Origin of the sequence: Burkholderia sp. BCC0398 (genome assembly GCF_902833245.1) — a bacterium.
GTDB lineage: Bacteria > Pseudomonadota > Gammaproteobacteria > Burkholderiales > Burkholderiaceae > Burkholderia > Burkholderia sola.
Window position 1 is genome coordinate 81400 of record NZ_CADFEM010000018.1, and the last position, 16591, is coordinate 97990.

The following is a 16591-nucleotide window of genomic DNA, read 5'->3' on the forward strand; positions in this document are numbered from 1 at the left end:
TGGACTACATGGCTGGAACGGGCCGGATGCGCGTTACACCGGCACCTTCTTCAGCATCTCGACGCCGACCTGGCCGGCGGCGATTTCGCGCAGCGCGACGACGGTCGGCTTGTCGCGGCTTTCGATCTTCGGCGTATGGCCTTGCGCGAGCTGCCGCGCGCGATAGGTGGCGGCGAGCGCCAGTTCGAAGCGATTCGGGATTTGCTTCAGGCAGTCTTCGACGGTAATGCGAGCCATGTTGGTAATTCCTTCTGAATATAGTCCTTATTCTACCTTATGTCCCTCGTGCCCCGCGTCATTCCGCGTGGGGCAGATGGATGCCGAGCTCGATGAACAGCTCCGCGTGTCGCGCGTACTGCGAAGCAAAACGCAGGCGCGTCGCCGCGACGATGCATTCGAGTTCCGCGAGCGCGCGTTCGAAATTCTCGTTGATCACCACGTATTCCGCTTCCGACGCGTGTGCGATCTCGCTGCCGGCGGCCAGCAGGCGTCGCGTGATCACGTTCGGCTCGTCCTGGCCGCGCTTCTTCAGGCGTTCCTCGAGCGCGTCGAGCGACGGCGGCAGGATGAAGATGCCGACCGCGTTACGGAACTGCTTCTTCACCTGCAACGCACCCTGCCAGTCGATTTCGAGCAGCACGTCGTGGCCGTTCTTCATCTGCTCTTCGATCCAGACGCGCGACGTGCCGTAGTAGTTGCCGTGCACTTCCGCGCTCTCGAGAAATTCGTGCGCCGCGTGACGCGCGCGGAAATCGTCGACGGTCGTGAAGTGGTAGTGCTGGCCGTCCTGCTCGCCCGGGCGCGGCTTGCGCGTCGTGTACGAGATCGACAGGCAGATGTCGCTGTCCTTCGACAGCAGCGCATTCACGAGCGTCGACTTGCCGGCGCCCGACGGCGCGACGACCATGAACAGGTTACCGGGATAGACGCCGCCGTGCAGCGAATGCGACGCGTGGCCGTCGCGGGTGGATTCGGTCATGACAGCCTCCGCCGGGCCTGGCCACATCCGCATGAATCGGCTTTCGAAGGATGGGGGGGCTGCGCCCCCCCAAGCGAACGTAGTGAGCGTGGGGGTCGTTTCATCTCTTTACTCCAGGTTTTGCACTTGCTCGCGCATCTGCTCGATCAGCAGCTTCAGCGCCATCGACGCGTCGGCCAATTCCTTCGCCGCCGCCTTCGAGCCGAGCGTGTTCGCTTCGCGATTCAGTTCCTGCATCATGAAATCGAGACGCTTGCCGACGCGGCCGCCCTTCTCGATCACGTGACGCGTTTCGTTCAGGTGCGCGGTGAGCCGCGACAGTTCTTCCGCGATGTCGATCCGGATCCCGTACATCGTCACTTCCTGACGGATGCGCTCCGCGGCTTCCTCGCGCGTGACGACCGTCGAGCCGCCTTCGGGCGCCGCGAGGCCGAGCGCTTCCTGCAGCCGCTCGACGATCTTCTGCTGGTGCTTCGCGATCAGCTCCGGTACGAGCGGCGTGATGCGCGCGACGATCGCCTCCATCTCGGTGACGTTCGACAGCAGCATCGTCGCCAGTTGCGCGCCTTCGCGCGAACGCACGACGACGAGCTCGCCGATCGCTTCCTTGCCGCAGGCGAGCACGGCGTCGCGGATCGCGTCGGCCGACACGCCGGCCTCGGCGAGCACGCCGGGCCAGCGCAGGATTTCACCCGCGCGCAGACGGCCGACGCCCGGGAACGAATCGAGCACCGCGCGTTCGAGATCGGCAAGCTGGCCGAGCACCGACTGGTTCAGCGCGCCCGCGCCGATGCTTTGCTCGCCGCGCTGCAGGTTGATGCGCACGTCGACCTTGCCGCGCGACAGTTTGTTCATCAGCATTTCGCGCAGCGCGGGTTCGCACGCGCGCACGTCGTCCGGCATCCGGAAATTGAGATCGAGGAAGCGCGAGTTCACGGTGCGCAGTTCGACCGACACGCTGGTGCCGCCGTTGCCGGCGGCCGTCGTGAGTTCGCGCGTCGCGCTCGCGTAGCCCGTCATGCTGTAGATCATGGTTCGTCTCGCCGTCTGGTGCCCTCGCGGGCGGGAATACATCGAGGCGCCCGGCGCATCGGAAAGCGCGGGGCGGGAAGCGCGCATTATCCCATTTTTGCGGACCACCCCGCCGGGGACGCCCGCCGTTCGGCGCTAGAATCGGGGTTTCCTCTCCTTCCGCGATTTCCCCATGACGTCTTCCGTTTCCCGCCCGAGCGGCCGCCGCGCCGACGAACTGCGCAAGGTCGCCCTCACGCGCCACTACACGAAACACGCCGAAGGCTCCGTGCTGGTCGAATTCGGCGACACCAAGGTGCTGTGCACCGCCAGCGTCGCCGAGCGCGTGCCCGAGTTCCTGCGCGAGCGCGGGCAAGGCTGGCTGACCGCCGAATACGGGATGCTGCCGCGCGCGACCCACACGCGCAGCGACCGTGAAGCGGCGCGCGGCAAGCAGACGGGCCGCACGCAGGAAATTCAGCGCCTGATCGGCCGCGCGCTGCGCGCGGTGTTCGATCTCGAGGCGCTCGGCCCGCGCACGATCCACATCGACTGCGACGTGATCCAGGCCGACGGCGGCACGCGCACGGCCAGCATCACCGGCGCGTTCGTCGCCGCGCACGACGCCGTGTCGAAGCTGATCGCGGCCGGCAAGCTCACGCGCTCGCCGATCACCGACCACGTCGCCGCGATCTCGGTCGGCGTGTACGAAGGCGCCCCCGTGCTCGACCTCGACTACGCGGAAGATTCGCGCTGCGACACCGACATGAACGTCGTGATGACCGGCGCGGGCGGCTTCGTCGAAGTCCAGGGCACGGCCGAAGGCGTGCCGTTCTCGCGCGCCGAGATGAACGCGCTGCTCGACCTCGCGCAGGGCGGGATCGCCGAGCTCGTGCGGTTGCAGAAAGAGGTCCTGGGTGCGAGCCATGCCTGACGACCGCACCGTCGCGCCGCTGTCGCGCATCGTTCTCGCGTCGAACAACGCGGGCAAGCTGCGCGAATTCACCGCGCTGTTCTCGACGGTCGGCATCGAGATCGTCCCGCAGGGCGACCTCGCGGTGCCGGAGGCGGAAGAGCCGTTCGGTACGTTCATCGAGAACGCGCTGACCAAGGCGCGCCATGCGTCGCGGCTCACCGGACTGCCGGCGATCGCCGACGATTCCGGCCTGTGCGTGCGCGTGTTGCGCGGCGCGCCGGGCGTCTATTCGGCGCGCTATGCGCAGCGCGCGGGCCGCGACAAGGGCGACGCGGCGAACAACGGGTATCTCGTCGAGCAGCTGCGCGGCGTCGCCGACCGGCGTGCGTACTACTGCTGCGTGCTCGCGCTCGTTCGCCATGCGGACGATCCGGAACCGCTATTCGCCGAAGGGCGCTGGGCCGGCGAGATCGTCGATACGCCGCGCGGCGAACACGGATTCGGCTACGACCCGTATTTCTACCTGCCGTCGCTCGGCGCGACGGCCGCCGAACTCGAGCCTGCAGTGAAGAACACGCACAGCCATCGCGCGCTGGCGCTGAAGGCGTTGCTCGCGCGGCTCGCGGAGGAAGCATGAGCCAGGCTTCGGACACCGGTGCGCGCGTCGTCGCGACCTTCACGTCGCCCGGCCAGGTGCGCCTCACGTCGCTGCCGCCGCTCGCGCTGTACGTGCATTTCCCGTGGTGCGTGCGCAAGTGCCCGTACTGCGATTTCAACTCGCATGAATGGAAAGGCGAACGGTTTCCGGAAGCCGACTATCTCGACGCGTTGCGCGCCGACCTCGAGCAGGCGCTGCCGCTCGTGTGGGGTCGGCAGGTGCATACCGTGTTCATCGGCGGCGGCACGCCGAGCCTGCTGTCGGCGGCCGGCCTCGACCGGATGCTGTCCGACGTGCGCGCGCTGCTGCCGCTCGACGCCGATGCCGAGATCACGCTCGAGGCGAACCCGGGGACCTTCGAAGCCGCGAAGTTCGCGCAGTTCCGCGCAAGCGGCGTGAACCGCCTGTCGGTCGGCATCCAGAGCTTCAACGAAGCGCACCTGAAGGCGCTCGGCCGGATTCACGACACCGCGCAGGCCCGCGCGGCCGTCGAGATCGCCGCGAAGAACTTCGACAACTTCAACCTCGACCTGATGTTCGCGCTGCCGAACCAGACGCTCGACGAATGCCGCACCGACATCGAGACCGCGCTGTCGTTCGCGCCGCCGCACCTGTCGCTGTATCACCTGACGCTCGAGCCGAATACGCTGTTCGCGAAGTTTCCGCCGGTCGTCCCCGACGACGACGCGTCGGCCGACATGCAGGAATGGATCCACGCGCGCACGGCCGACGCCGGCTACGGGCGCTACGAAGTATCCGCGTACGCGAAGCCGAATCATCAGTGCAAGCACAACCTGAACTACTGGCGCTTCGGCGACTATCTCGGGATCGGCGCGGGCGCGCACACGAAGCTGTCGTTCCCGAACCGGGTCCTGCGGCAAGCGCGCTACAAGCATCCGGCAACCTTCATCGAACAGGCGAAGGCCGGCACGGCCGTGCAGGAAGAGCGTGAAGTCGGCGCGCGCGACCTGCCGTTCGAATTCATGCTGAATATGCTGCGGCTCGTCGAGGGCTTTCCCGTGCACAGCTTCGTCGAACGGACGGGCCTGCCGATGAGCACGATCGAGCCGGCGTTGAAGGAAGCGGAACGGCGTGGGCTGATCACGCGCGATTTCACGCAAATCGCGCCGACGCCGCTCGGCCAGCGTTTTCTCAACGACCTGCAGGAATTGTTCCTGCGCGACGACTGAACGGATGAACGCGGCGGCATTTCGGTTACAATGCCGCCTCGTGTGGAAGCGTGGCCGAGCGGTTTAAGGCACTGGTCTTGAAAACCAGCGACGGGAAACTGTCCGTGAGTTCGAATCTCACCGCTTCCGCCAGGAAGTTCGCCGAACCCCGTCCATTCGCAGAATGACGGGGTTTTTGTTTGTCCGCACGCGTGCGCCCCGCACGTTCCGACGCATCGCGCCGGATGCCGTTACAATCCCGCGCTCCGATTCGCGAAACGGGAAATCCACGTCATGAAGCCCTTCCTCGTCTCGTCGCTCGTCGCCGTGCTGGCCGCCGTCAGCGCGCATGCGGCGGCCGACACCGCCTCCGGCAGCGACGCACAGGCGTCGTGCGCGATCGCGTACGTGACCGGCGTCGGCGGTTCGCCGCGCGGCCTGAGCGAGTATCTCGCGAGCCCGTCGCCATACAACTACCTGAAGGACAACGAGCTTCAGTGCAAGGTGGGCGACGACGGACGCACGTCGAACTGCACCGGCGTGACCTACCTGCGCAACGAACAGGTCAGCGTGTACGACGATTCCGACCCGGCGACGCTGACCGTCGTCGCGCGTGTGGAACTCGATCATGGCCAGAAGTATCCGGTGATCGTCGTCGTGCAGCGCAAGGACGCGCGCTGCAAGCAATGATGCGAAAAATACGATGATCCCCGTTTCCGTCGCCCGCTGATGGAATCGGCGCCGGATCGTCGACGCGTCGAAGCGACAGGGTGCGAGCGTCCCGGACGCCTGCCGCCGCACACCGCCTGACGCCTCCCGGCCCGCCCCGTCATCGCCTAGAATTCGTTCAACACGGCGACACGAACGCCGCCGCGTATTCGATGCCGCACGCGCCACCCCTGCGCGCGGCACACGGAGATCGCCATGACCGACCTGTCGACCGCGACGGACCACGTCGATTACGAAGGCTTCGAGATCCATGTCGTGCCGGCCGCGATGCCCGGCAGCGACACGCGCTATACCTACACCGGCTACGTGTGCCATCCGGGCGTGAATCCCGCGCTGCCCGGCCACGCGGTGCCGTTCCACGCGGATGGCGAAGAAAGCTTCGCGAGCGTCGACGAGGCGACCCACGAAGCCGTGCACATCGGCAAGAGCATCATCGACGGCACGCACCCCGACCTGTCGGTCCTGTCGCTCGTGACGCACGGCTTCTGACGCGGCCGGAACGCATCGCCGACGATTCCCCGGAAGGCTGCCGAGGTGGCCGCATCGGCTGACCGCGCCGCGCGGCCGGACGATCGCAGCGTGCCGCGGCTTTCAACCTTCCAGCACGCGTCCGCTGCGGACGCCGCCACATGTCGCGTCACATCGCGGTGCACGACGCGCGTGGCTCGACGCGGCGTCCGGCCGGCATCATCTGCGAGCGCAACGACCGGTCCCGCGCGCTATGCGTTTCCCCCCATATCGCCTCGCGTCGGTACGCCTATCATTTTTTTATCGTCCCTCCAGGCCATCACGTCATGCGCCCCCTTCCCCGTCCGTGCGTCGCCCGGCTGCGTGTTGCCGCGCTGGCCGTCGTCGCCCTGCTCGCCGCGTGCACGATCACGCCGCCTTCGTCGTTACGCTCGGTCGTGACGATTCCGTCGGTCATACGCAGCGGCAATCTCGACCAGTATCGCGTCGAGGTCGCGCACCGCGTCGCCGAACGCAATCCGTCCGGCATGCTGCACGGCACACCGCAGGCCATGCTGCGTTCGCTCGTCGTCGTGGCCTTCACCGTCGATGGCAACGGCCGCGTGATCAACGCATCCGTCTATCGCAGCAACGGCGACAGCGAGGCGGAAGCGCTCGCGCTCGCGTCGCTGCGCCGCTCGGCGCCGCTGCCGGCGCCGCCGTCGCGGCTGCTCGACGGCAACGGTCGGCTCGAACTGATGGAAGGCTGGCTCTTCAACGACGACGGCCACTTCCAGCTGCAAAGCACCGCGTCCGCGCAGGCGCAATCGATCGACTGACGCGCCGCCGCGGCCCGATTGCCGGGGGGCGGCAGCGCTGGCTATAATTTTCCGCACTCGCGCGGCCATCACGCCGCGCGCGCGTTCGCGCGCCCCACCCGGCAAGCGAGCCGACCACGCCGGCACCGGGCGGCGGCGACGTATCCGTCTCCATCGTCGACCGGCGGGTGACGTCCGCGCCACGGCGCGCGTCCACGCCGCCACCGCGTCATCCGCATCAATCATTTGCCCGGCGCGCCCGGCAGGCAGTCGCCTCCCCAGCGCACGCCCAGCCGGCTGCCCCAACGACAAAACGGAGACATCCATGTCCGCATCCCCCGCAACCGTTGCACACGCAACCGGTTCGGCCGGCGCCGTCAGCCACCGGCGCATCGTGTTCGCGAGCTTCATCGGCACCGCGATCGAGTTCTACGATTTCTACGTGTACGCGACGGCCGCCGCGCTCGTCATCGGCCCCGTATTCTTCCCGCACGGCTCCGCGACGGCGCAAGCGCTGTCCGCGTTCGTCACGTTCGGGATCGCGTTCATCGCGCGTCCGATCGGCTCGTTCCTGTTCGGGCACTTCGGCGACCGCATCGGCCGCAAGTCGACACTCGTCGCATCGCTGCTCGTGATGGGCGTGTCCACTACCGCGATCGGCTTCGTGCCCGGCTACGACGCGATCGGCGCGCTCGCGCCGGTGCTGCTGTGCGTGCTGCGCTTCGGCCAGGGAATCGGCCTCGGCGGCGAATGGGGCGGCGCTGCGCTGCTCGCGACCGAGCACGCGCCGCAAGGCAAGCGCGGCTGGTTCGGGATGTTCCCGCAACTGGGACCGTCGGTCGGCTTCCTGATGTCGAACGGGCTGTTCTTCGCGCTCGCGCTGTCGCTGTCCGACGCGCAGTTCCGCAGTTGGGGCTGGCGCATCCCGTTCCTCGTCAGCGCGGTGCTCGTCGCGCTCGGCCTGTACGTGCGGCTCAAGATCACCGAAACGCCCGCGTTCCAGGCAGCGCTCGACCGCAACGAGCGCGTGCGCGTGCCGGTCGCGACGCTCGTCACGCAGCACTGCCGGCCGACGCTGCTCGGCGCGCTCGCGATGGTCGTCTGCTACACGCTGTTCTACATCTCGACGGTGTTCTCGCTGTCGTACGGCGTGTCGGCGCTGCATATTCCGCGCCAGAGCTTCCTCGGCCTGCTGTGTTTCGCGGTGGTCTTCATGGGCCTCGCGACGCCGCTGTCCGCATGGGCGTCGGACCGCTTCGGCCGCAAGCCGGTGCTGGTCGTCGGCGCGATCGCCGCGCTGCTGTCGGGGTTCGCGATGGAACCGCTGCTCGGCAGCGGCTCGATGCCGCTCGTCGCGCTGTTCCTGACGATCGAGCTGTTCCTGATGGGCGTGACGTTCGCACCGATGGGCGCGCTGCTGCCCGAATTGTTCCCGACCAACGTCCGCTACACGGGCGCGGGCGTCGCGTACAACCTCGGCGGAATCCTCGGCGCGTCGATCGCGCCGTATATCGCGCAACTGCTGGTTGCGCGCGGCGGGCTATCGTGGGTCGGCGGCTATGTGTCGGTGGCGGCGGCGATCAGCCTGATCGGCGTGCTGCTGATGCGCGAGACGCGCGACGCGTCGCTCGTCTGAGCCTTCGGGGCGACCCGGGTTGTACGACGGCGGGCGCTGCCTATACTCGATCCTGGGCGCGTCGTTGCGCGCCCGGAGATCCCGCCCCGACAGGAGCCGCCGCCATGAATATCCGCCTTGCCAATGCCGATCTCGTGCTGATCCTTGCGCTCGCGCTCGGTGGCGCGCTGCTGCTCGCGCTGCGGTTTCGGCCGAAAACCTGGCGCGGCCTCGTGTTCGAGGCGCTGCTGGCGAATCTGGCGGCCATCGCCGCCGTCGTCACGGTCGAAGCGCTGCTCGCCTGACCGCGGCCGCCGCGCCGCGTCAGGCGGACAGCCGCGCGCGCACCGTGCCGTAGGCGGGGCAGACCGTATCGATCGCCTCCAGCGCCTCGTCGACGGTCGGCATCGCGCCCGGCTCGCCGATCGACAGCGCATTCGGCACGCCGCCGATCCCGCAATGGTGGCGCGACGTCGCGACGAAAATCATCACGGTGGGCCGCTGCAGTGCGTGCGCCATGTGCACGAACCCGGTATCGACGCCCACCACGAGCGCGGCCCGACCCAGCGCCGCGCCGAGCTCACGCACCGTCATCGCCGGTAACACGATCGCGCCCGGCGCCCGCGCGGCGATATCCCGTGCATCGTCGTGCTCGGCCGCCGATCCCCACGGCACCAGCACGCGCAAGCCGCGCGCCATCATCTGCGTCGCAAGGGCGGCCCAGTGTCCGGGCGGCCACTTCTTGTCGGGATTGGACGTCGCATGGAACAGCAGCATGAACGGCCCGCCGTCGGTCACGGCGGCGGGCAGGCTCGCATCCTGCGGCGCGACGATGCCGTGCGTGGCAGGCCCTTCCGGCACGTAGCCCAGCGCTTCGCCGGCACTCACCCGCATCCCGTGCCATGCGTCGCAGTCCGGCCGCGGACCGAAACGGTGCGAATACGCGAAGCGCGCGCCCGTTTCGCCGAGATCCTGCGTCTGGTAGCCGAAGCGACGCGCGCCACGCGCCAGCGACGAAATGATCGCGCTCTTGTACACGCCGTGCAGATCGATGATCGCGTCGTAGCGGTGCGCACGCAGCGCGCCGATCGATGCCGAGATCGCCTTCAGGTCGCCTGCATTGCGCATTTTTTTGAAGCGGCGCAGCGGCGCGCACAGAACGGCGCTCACGCCCGGATGCCAGCGTACGACCTCCGCGCACGATTCGTCGACGGCCCAGTCGACCGTCACGCCGGGGAACGCGCGATGCAGGTCGGCGACGACAGGCAGCGTCTGGACGACGTCGCCGAGCGACGTCACTTTCACGATAAGGATACGTTTCACGATTTGCGGGAATTCTCGACTGGCCATCTTGGCATGCTAACGACGGTTGCTATGTCCAGACATTACGCGAACATTACATTTGCAACAAATTGCATCTCTTTTGTGAATTTTTGTCGTCCTGCGCGGCGCGTCGTCGTCCCCGCTGGCATCGGTTCCTTTTTATAATCCTCTCTTTGCCCTCCGGCCGAGCCCATGCCGCGCCCCGCCCTTCCCGCGCTGTTTCCCGCCCTTACCCGCCGCTCGCTGCGAATCTGGCGCCAGTATGGTGTTTTCTGGCTCGGCGCGATCGTCGTCGGCCTCGCGGCCGTCCTGTATGCCCGATTGATCGACTGGGGCTACGAGACTTTCCGCGCGATGCGCGATCACGCCGTCTGGCTGCCGCTGCTGCTGACGCCGGCGATCGCCGCGTTGTCGGCATGGATCACGCGCCGCTTTTTCCGCGGCGCCGAGGGCAGCGGCATCCCGCAGGTGATCGCGACGCTGCATGCGCGCCCGAGCGCATTCGGCGCCCGGCTGCTGACGCTGCGCATCCTGTTCGGCAAGGTGCTGATCTCGTTCCTCGGCATCCTCGGCGGCTTCACGATCGGCCGCGAAGGGCCGACCGTGCAAGTCGGTGCGGCGCTGATGTTCAACCTGCGGCGCTTCTACCCGCGCTCGAACGCGCAGATCGAACGCCAGCTCGTGCTGGCCGGCGCGGCGGCCGGGCTGTCGGCCGCATTCAATACGCCGCTCGCGGGCATCGTGTTCGCGATCGAGGAACTGACCCGCAGCTTCTCCGCGCGCGCCAGCGGCGTACTGATTACCGCGATCATCCTCGCCGGCGTCGTCGCGCTCGGGCTGAACGGCAACTACACGTATTTCGGCACGATCAACGCCGGGCTCCATTTCCCGAAGCTGCTGGCGGTCGCGGTGCTGGTCACCGCGATCGTGACGGGCATCGCGGGCGGCCTGTTCTGCTGGTTGCTGCTGAACACGGGGCGCTGGCTGCCCGCGCGACTGCTGGGCCTGTATCGCGAGCGGCCGGTCGCGTTCGCCGCGCTGTGCGGCTTCACGATCGCCGTCGTCGGGCTCGTGTCCGGCGGCACGACGTTCGGCAGCGGCTATGCGGAGGCGCGCGGCCTGCTCGATGGCAGTCAGCAGCTGTCGGTGTTCTATCCGCTCCTGAAGATGGTGTCGATGGTCGCGTCGTACCTGCCGGGCATCCCGGGCGGGATCTTCGCGCCGTCGCTGTCGATCGGCGCCGGCTTCGGCAACGTGCTGCATGCCGTGTTCAGCAACATGAGCCTGCCGATGCTGATCGCGCTCGCAATGGTCGGCTACCTGGCCGCCGTCACGCAGTCGCCGATCACGTCGTTCGTGATCGTGATGGAAATGATCAACGGTCATGCGCTCGTGATTTCACTGATGGCGACTGCACTGGTATCGAGCCGGGTATCGCGCTTTTTTGCGCCGCCGCTGTACGAAACGCTCGCGCAGCGCTATCTCGCGCCGCCCGTCGCGGCCGCCGCGCCGGCCGCGGCAACCACTGCGGCCGCGGCCGGCAACATGACCGACGTGACCGAACCGCGGGATGCAACCGCGGCCCCCGCCGATCCGCTCGACACGCTGCGCGACGAAGGCGGCGACGAGCCGGCCGCTGCGGCGCCGGGCGACAGCGCCGCGGACACGGCGGCGCCGCACGATGCCGGGCCGGCTGTAACCGATGCAAACGGCCCGACGCAACAGCACGGCCCGCGCGACGCTCAGTAGATCACGACGGGCGCCGGCCGGTAGTAGACCGGCCGCGCCGGCACGACGATGCACCCGGCCAGCGTGATCGCGACGAGCGCGATGGCGATTGCGGTTCTTTTCATCGCGCCTGCCTCAAGCCCAGTGGCCGCGCGTCCAGAACCAGTTCGGACCGCGCTGGTCCCAATGCCCGGGCACCCACTGCATGCCGACGCGCTCGGCCTCCCAGTGGCCGCCGATCCACACGTAGCGGCCATGGTCCCAGTGCCAGTGCCCGCGGTCCCACACGTAGCCGACGCGCGTGGCCGGTACGACCTCGTAGCGCACGGGCGGCGGCGCATTCGGCGCGACGACGACGATTTCCTCAGTGCGCACGGCGACCGGCTCCGCGATGACCATGCGCCCCTGCGGCGCGATCACGGGCGTGCCGACGAGAATCTCGTCCGCGTGCACGGCGAACGGTGCGACGACGGCTGACAGGCCCGCGGCGAACAGCGCGAGCGAAACGATACGACGTGAAACGGTAGAGACAGCCATCACAACCTCCTGGTTGAACAACACACGTGAGCGTATTCGTTCAATGCGGGAGGGGCGATGACGGCCGACAGGCGTCGTGTTACGGCGTGCCCGAAAGTGCAACAGGGCGTAAGACGCGCACGGCGGCGGGCGCCGCCGTGCGGAAGGACACACGCTGAGCGTCAGGCTTGCGGGATCTCGATCTTCACTTCGAGGACTTCGAGGTCGTCCTGGCGCTCGAGGCTCACGCGGATGTCATCGTCCGAAATATGGACGTACTTCGAGATGACCGCGACGAGCTCTTTCTGCAGCGCCGGCAGGTAATCGGCCGGCGGCCGGCCGCCGACCCGCTCGTGCGCGATGATGAGCTGCAGGCGCTCCTTCGCGACCGATGCGGACTTCTTCTTCTCGCCGAGGAGAAACGAAAGGATGGACATGGGCGGCCTCCGTTACTTGCTGCCGAAGAGGCGCTGCAGCAGGCCCGGCTTCTGGTAATCGGTGAAGCGCAGCGGCTTGTCCTCGCCGAGAAAGCGGGCGACGACGTCCTTGTACGCTTCCGCGACGTCGGTGCCGTCGATATGCACGGCCGGCAGACCCTGGTTCGACGCATGCAGCACGGCTTCCGATTCGGGCACCACGCCGATCAGCTTGATGCGCAGGATCTCGCTGATGTCCTCGAGCGACAGCATCTCGCCTTCGCTCACGCGCTTCGGGCTGTAACGCGTGATCAGCAGGTGTTCCTTGATCGGCTCCTTGCCTTCGGTCGCGCGCTTCGTCTTCGACGACAGAATGCCGAGAATGCGGTCCGAGTCGCGCACCGACGACACTTCCGGGTTCGTGACGATCAGCGCTTCATCCGCGAAGTACATCGCGTGCAGCGCACCGGCCTCGATACCGGCCGGCGAATCGCAGACGATGTATTCGAAGTCCATCGCGACGAGGTCGTTCAGCACCTTCTCGACGCCGTCGCGCGTCAGCGCATCCTTGTCGCGCGTCTGCGACGCCGGCAGGATGAACAGGTTCTCGCACTTCTTGTCCTTGATCAGCGCCTGGTTCAGGTTCGCTTCGCCCTGGATCACGTTCACGAGGTCATACACGACGCGACGCTCGCAGCCCATGATGAGATCGAGGTTGCGCAGGCCGACGTCGAAGTCGATCACGGCCGTCTTGTGGCCGCGCAGCGCGAGACCCGACGCGAAGCTCGCGCTCGTCGTCGTCTTGCCCACGCCGCCCTTGCCCGAGGTCACCACGATGATTTTTGCCATTTACCCAATACCCTGTGTTCGTCAATGAGAGCCGATCGATCCGGAGCGCACCGCGTGAATCACGTCAGGCGCAGCGGTTCGATCATCAGTTTTTCCTCTTCGAGCCGGATCTGTACCGATTTGCCCAGTACGTCGGCGGGCAGCGGGTTCTCGGTCGTTCGATAGATACCCGCGATCGAAATCAGTTCCGGTTCGAGACACGTGCAGAAAATGCGCGCGTCGTGATTGCCGTGCACGCCCGCGAGCGCGCGGCCGCGCAACGGCGCGTAGATGTGGATATTGCCTTCCGCGATGATTTCCGCGCCGTGACTGACCGGCGCGAGCACCACGAGGTCTCCTTTCGCGTAAATCTGCTGCCCCGAACGCAACGGCCGGTCGATCACCAGCGTCTGGCCGCCGGCCTGCACGAGTGTCGGCGCGGGTTCCGACGGCTGTTCGGGCGCCGCTGCGGCTGCCGCAGCGGCGGCGGGCTCGACGGCTGGCACGGCCGCCGGTTCCGCTTCGTCGGCCGGTTTCGCGGCCGGCGCGCGGCGATCGCGCGCCTCCAGCAACGGCAGGCCGGCTTCCCCCGCCCAGCCCTGCGTTGCCAGTGCGACGACGCCCACCGGACGCATCCGCACGTCGTTCAGCATCTGGCGGATGTCCGCGAGCGCGACGCGCTCGCCGTCAGCCAGGCGGCGGACGTCGATCGCGACGACATCGTCGGCGAAAAACTCGGGAGTCGCTTCGAAGCGCTTGACCAGTTCGGTACGCAACGCGTCGAGATCGGTCGTCTTCACGGTGAACAGCAACGTATCGACCGATCCGCTGCGCAGCTCGAAGAATGGCGATTTTTTAAGCGACATGGACACTCTGCAAAAATTTTTTGCGTATTTTACAGGCGTCCACGCGAGCGGCCATTATTTTTGGGACTCGGGATTGCGGCGGCCCGGGCGGACGCGCAATCGGCAGGCGGGCAGGCCAGCGGGCGATCGGGCTTTCGTCGCGCCGCGCGGCGGGCTATTTCGAGGTCGGGTCAGTGCTTCACCTGCGACACGAACAGCGATTTCATCGCGCCGGGCATCCGCGCGATCGGCGCATGTTCACCGGTGTTGCCGAAACCGGCACGCTCGTAGAAGCGGATCGCGTTGCGGTTCGCATCGGCGATCCACGCGTAGACGTCGGTGGCGCCGCGCTCGGCGAGCCATGCGGTGGCCGTCTCCAGCAGCAGCACGCCGCCGCGCAGATGACGCACCGCATGCGCGACCCACAGTTCGCTGACGAACGCGCGCCGATCGGGCGTGTTGTCGAAATACGCGCCGATCATGCCCGCCGGGTGGCCTTCGGTGTACAGCAGGAAAGTCGTCGACTCGTCGGACACGGCGCGCTGCGCGGCGATCGCCGACGCCGCGTCCGTTTCGACGGTCAGCAATTCGGCCTCCGGCGCTTCGCCGGGCGCATAGGGCTCACGCAGCGATGCGGCGCGGAGTTCGCGATACACGCCGCCCTGATCGGCAGCGATACGACGAACGGTCAAGATCGAACTCATGCAGGCACAGCCCCCTTCGGACAGCAAGCTAGTAGCTTCAACCGAAAGCGGGGCATGAGTCAAATCGTAATTTTCAAATGGCAGCGCGGATCGAAAGGCGGCAGATGTCATCAGCGACGACTCGCGGCGCCCGGTGTGCAGGTGCAGCATCGGGGCATCGACGCGCGCGACGACGGGACGGTGGGCGCGATCGCGTGATCCGGCGCTTTGCGTCGTTCTCCTTGCGATGCGCGGCCGACCGGTTTGGCACTGTGTTGGAACGTGTCGCCATGGTCGTAATGCTACGTAATATAAGCCAAAGAAAAGCGCGCGGCGCCCCTGCTTCGGCGGCCTCGTTATTGCGATGCAACATTCGTTGCAGCCCCGTCACACCGGCCTGTGCGCGCCGCACGCCGAGCCAATCGTCTGACGAAGGCGCCGCCGCGCGGATCGAGGCGCCGTCGTCAGCACGTTTCAATCGGCGCGTAGCGGCCCCTCCCGCCCTCCGGCCCGCGCACCTCGTCGTTTGGAGCGCCACGCCTAGCGCGGGGGTTTGGCAAGTGCGCGCACCAGTCGTATAACAGGCAGAACCGGGCAACGATCCGGCGCTGCCGCGCGCGTCGCGGACCACGAGGATTCGAACAATCTTGCATGCGGTCGCCTGCGGGCCGGCCGACTGGAGGGAGACAATGACAATGACCGACGGATCGGCCTCGGGCTGGTCGGATGGCAAGCGTTACCTGTGGCTGCTCGGCGCGCTGACGATCACGCTGCCGATCCTCGCCGCGCAGCTCGCGCTGGCGACGGGCCTTCACGTGTTCTGGTGGTTCGGCCCGCTGTTCGCGTTCGGCGTGATCCCGATCCTCGACACGCTGATCGGCGACGATCGCGACAATCCGCCCGAAGCGGTCGTGCCGCACCTCGAACGCGAGCGCTATTACCGATACATCGTCTATCTCGCGACGTTCGTCGAATACGTTGCGTTCTTCATGTGCGTGTGGATCGTCGGCACGCACGCGCTCGCGTGGTACGACTACGTCGGCTTCGCGCTGTCGCTCGGCGCCGCAACGGGCATCTCGATCAACACCGCGCACGAGCTCGGGCACAAGACCGACCGCTTCGAACGCTGGCTCGCGAAGATCACGCTCGCGCCGGTCGCGTACGGCCACTTCTACGTCGAGCACAATCGCGGCCATCACGTGCGCGTCGCGACGGCCGAGGATCCGGCGAGCGCGCGCTACGGCGAGTCGTTCTGGGCGTTCCTGCCGCGTACGGTGACCGGCAGCATCCGCTCGGCGTGGCGGCTCGAACAGGCTCGCCTCGAACGGCTCGGGCATTCGCCGTGGACCTGGCGCAACGAAGTACTGCATGCATGGGCGATGACCGCCGTCGTGTGGGGCATCGCGATCGCGATGGCCGGCAAGGTCGTGATCCCGTTCCTCGTGATCCAGGCCGTCTACGGCGCGTCGCTGCTCGAAGTGGTGAACTACGTCGAGCACTACGGGCTCGGCCGCCGCAAGCTGCCGAACGGGCGCTACGAACGCTGCACGCCGCAGCATTCGTGGAACAGCAATCACGTCGTCACGAATCTGTTCCTGTACCAGTTGCAGCGGCACGCCGACCATCACGCGAATCCGACGCGCTCGTACCAGGCGCTGCGCCACTTCGACGATGCGCCGCAATTGCCGGCCGGCTACGCGACGATGATCCTGTTCGCGTACGTGCCGCCGCTCTGGTATCGCGTGATGAACCCGCGGGTCGTCGCGCACTATCGCGGCGACATGGCGCAATCGAATATCAAGCCGGCGATCCGCGACAGGGTGCTGGCGCAGTATCCGGCGGCGGGCTGATGGGTCGGCAGCACTGTGTAGAAGCCGGCGAGCGCTGCTTGAGACGGTCGGCGCGCCGGC

The 16591-nt window shown here is 67.3% G+C and carries 19 protein-coding genes and 1 tRNA gene; 11 read left to right on the plus strand and 9 right to left on the minus strand.

Features of this window, described 5'->3' with window-relative positions:
- Nucleotides 1-33: 33 nt before the first annotated feature.
- The 3 genes from rpoZ to HWX76_RS30990 all read right to left on the minus strand — a co-directional run bounded on the left by rpoZ (nt 34) and on the right by HWX76_RS30990 (nt 2011).
- Complete coding sequence (rpoZ, locus tag HWX76_RS30980; RefSeq protein ID WP_006025620.1) at nt 34-237, minus strand: DNA-directed RNA polymerase subunit omega; 204 nt, start codon at nt 235-237, stop codon at nt 34-36.
- Between the two features lie 58 nt (nt 238-295).
- Complete coding sequence (gene gmk, locus HWX76_RS30985) at nt 296-979, minus strand: guanylate kinase (RefSeq protein WP_050011582.1); 684 nt, start codon at nt 977-979, stop codon at nt 296-298.
- A gap of 108 nt (nt 980-1087) precedes the next feature.
- The gene (locus HWX76_RS30990) at nt 1088-2011 is read right to left on the minus strand and encodes a YicC/YloC family endoribonuclease (protein ID WP_176016846.1); all 924 of its coding nucleotides are present in this window, start codon (nt 2009-2011) and stop codon (nt 1088-1090) included.
- A gap of 172 nt (nt 2012-2183) precedes the next feature.
- Between HWX76_RS30990 and rph the strand changes: the two genes are divergently transcribed.
- From rph to HWX76_RS31035, 9 genes are all read left to right on the plus strand, one after another.
- The gene (rph, locus tag HWX76_RS30995) at nt 2184-2924 is read left to right on the plus strand and encodes a ribonuclease PH (protein ID WP_050011584.1); all 741 of its coding nucleotides are present in this window, start codon (nt 2184-2186) and stop codon (nt 2922-2924) included.
- On the plus strand, nt 2917-3543 hold the full coding sequence (rdgB, locus tag HWX76_RS31000) for an RdgB/HAM1 family non-canonical purine NTP pyrophosphatase (protein WP_050011585.1): 627 nt from the start codon (nt 2917-2919) through the stop codon (nt 3541-3543). Before rph ends, rdgB begins: the two co-directional genes overlap by 8 nt.
- Nucleotides 3540-4754 carry a radical SAM family heme chaperone HemW gene (gene hemW / locus HWX76_RS31005; RefSeq protein WP_176016847.1) on the plus strand — a complete coding sequence of 405 codons (1215 nt, stop codon included), beginning with the start codon at nt 3540-3542 and terminating at the stop codon, nt 4752-4754. Before rdgB ends, hemW begins: the two co-directional genes overlap by 4 nt.
- A gap of 44 nt (nt 4755-4798) precedes the next feature.
- Nucleotides 4799-4886 (plus strand) — tRNA-Ser (locus HWX76_RS31010).
- Nucleotides 4887-5027: 141 nt separating this feature from the next.
- Nucleotides 5028-5423, plus strand: coding sequence for a hypothetical protein (locus HWX76_RS31015; protein WP_050011587.1), 396 nt, complete (start codon nt 5028-5030; stop codon nt 5421-5423).
- Between the two features lie 234 nt (nt 5424-5657).
- Entirely contained in the window at nt 5658-5951 is a 294-nt protein-coding gene (locus HWX76_RS31020) for a hypothetical protein (RefSeq protein ID WP_050011588.1), read from the plus strand.
- A gap of 305 nt (nt 5952-6256) precedes the next feature.
- The gene (locus tag HWX76_RS31025) at nt 6257-6748 is read left to right on the plus strand and encodes an energy transducer TonB (protein WP_050011589.1); all 492 of its coding nucleotides are present in this window, start codon (nt 6257-6259) and stop codon (nt 6746-6748) included.
- A 304-nt stretch (nt 6749-7052) separates the two neighbouring features.
- Complete coding sequence (locus HWX76_RS31030; RefSeq protein ID WP_176016848.1) at nt 7053-8363, plus strand: MFS transporter; 1311 nt, start codon at nt 7053-7055, stop codon at nt 8361-8363.
- A 104-nt stretch (nt 8364-8467) separates the two neighbouring features.
- The gene (locus HWX76_RS31035; protein ID WP_006486620.1) at nt 8468-8647 is read left to right on the plus strand and encodes a hypothetical protein; all 180 of its coding nucleotides are present in this window, start codon (nt 8468-8470) and stop codon (nt 8645-8647) included.
- Nucleotides 8648-8666: 19 nt separating this feature from the next.
- Here the strand turns inward: HWX76_RS31035 and waaC are convergent, their stop codons facing one another.
- The gene (waaC, locus tag HWX76_RS31040) at nt 8667-9665 is read right to left on the minus strand and encodes a lipopolysaccharide heptosyltransferase I (protein ID WP_050011591.1); all 999 of its coding nucleotides are present in this window, start codon (nt 9663-9665) and stop codon (nt 8667-8669) included.
- A gap of 192 nt (nt 9666-9857) precedes the next feature.
- On the opposite strand from waaC, the gene HWX76_RS31045 reads away from it, so the two are divergent.
- Nucleotides 9858-11414, plus strand: a complete 1557-nt coding sequence (locus HWX76_RS31045) for a chloride channel protein (protein WP_176016849.1) — start codon at nt 9858-9860, stop codon at nt 11412-11414.
- Nucleotides 11415-11528: 114 nt separating this feature from the next.
- Here the strand turns inward: HWX76_RS31045 and HWX76_RS31050 are convergent, their stop codons facing one another.
- The 5 genes from HWX76_RS31050 to HWX76_RS31070 form a co-directional block, all read right to left on the minus strand.
- Nucleotides 11529-11930: a YXWGXW repeat-containing protein gene (locus HWX76_RS31050; RefSeq protein WP_124556061.1), complete on the minus strand. Its 402-nt coding sequence runs from the start codon at nt 11928-11930 to the stop codon at nt 11529-11531.
- A 161-nt stretch (nt 11931-12091) separates the two neighbouring features.
- A complete protein-coding gene (gene minE, locus HWX76_RS31055; RefSeq protein ID WP_006476634.1) occupies nt 12092-12346 on the minus strand; it encodes a cell division topological specificity factor MinE in 255 nt (84 codons plus the stop codon).
- A 12-nt stretch (nt 12347-12358) separates the two neighbouring features.
- Nucleotides 12359-13174 carry a septum site-determining protein MinD gene (gene minD, locus HWX76_RS31060; protein WP_006476635.1) on the minus strand — a complete coding sequence of 272 codons (816 nt, stop codon included), beginning with the start codon at nt 13172-13174 and terminating at the stop codon, nt 12359-12361.
- A 59-nt stretch (nt 13175-13233) separates the two neighbouring features.
- Complete coding sequence (gene minC / locus HWX76_RS31065; protein WP_046545139.1) at nt 13234-14019, minus strand: septum site-determining protein MinC; 786 nt, start codon at nt 14017-14019, stop codon at nt 13234-13236.
- Between the two features lie 170 nt (nt 14020-14189).
- A complete protein-coding gene (locus tag HWX76_RS31070) occupies nt 14190-14813 on the minus strand; it encodes a GNAT family N-acetyltransferase (RefSeq protein ID WP_235356145.1) in 624 nt (207 codons plus the stop codon).
- Between the two features lie 557 nt (nt 14814-15370).
- Between HWX76_RS31070 and HWX76_RS31075 the strand changes: the two genes are divergently transcribed.
- Entirely contained in the window at nt 15371-16531 is a 1161-nt protein-coding gene (locus tag HWX76_RS31075; protein ID WP_050011595.1) for an alkane 1-monooxygenase, read from the plus strand.
- Nucleotides 16532-16591 lie beyond the last annotated feature (60 nt).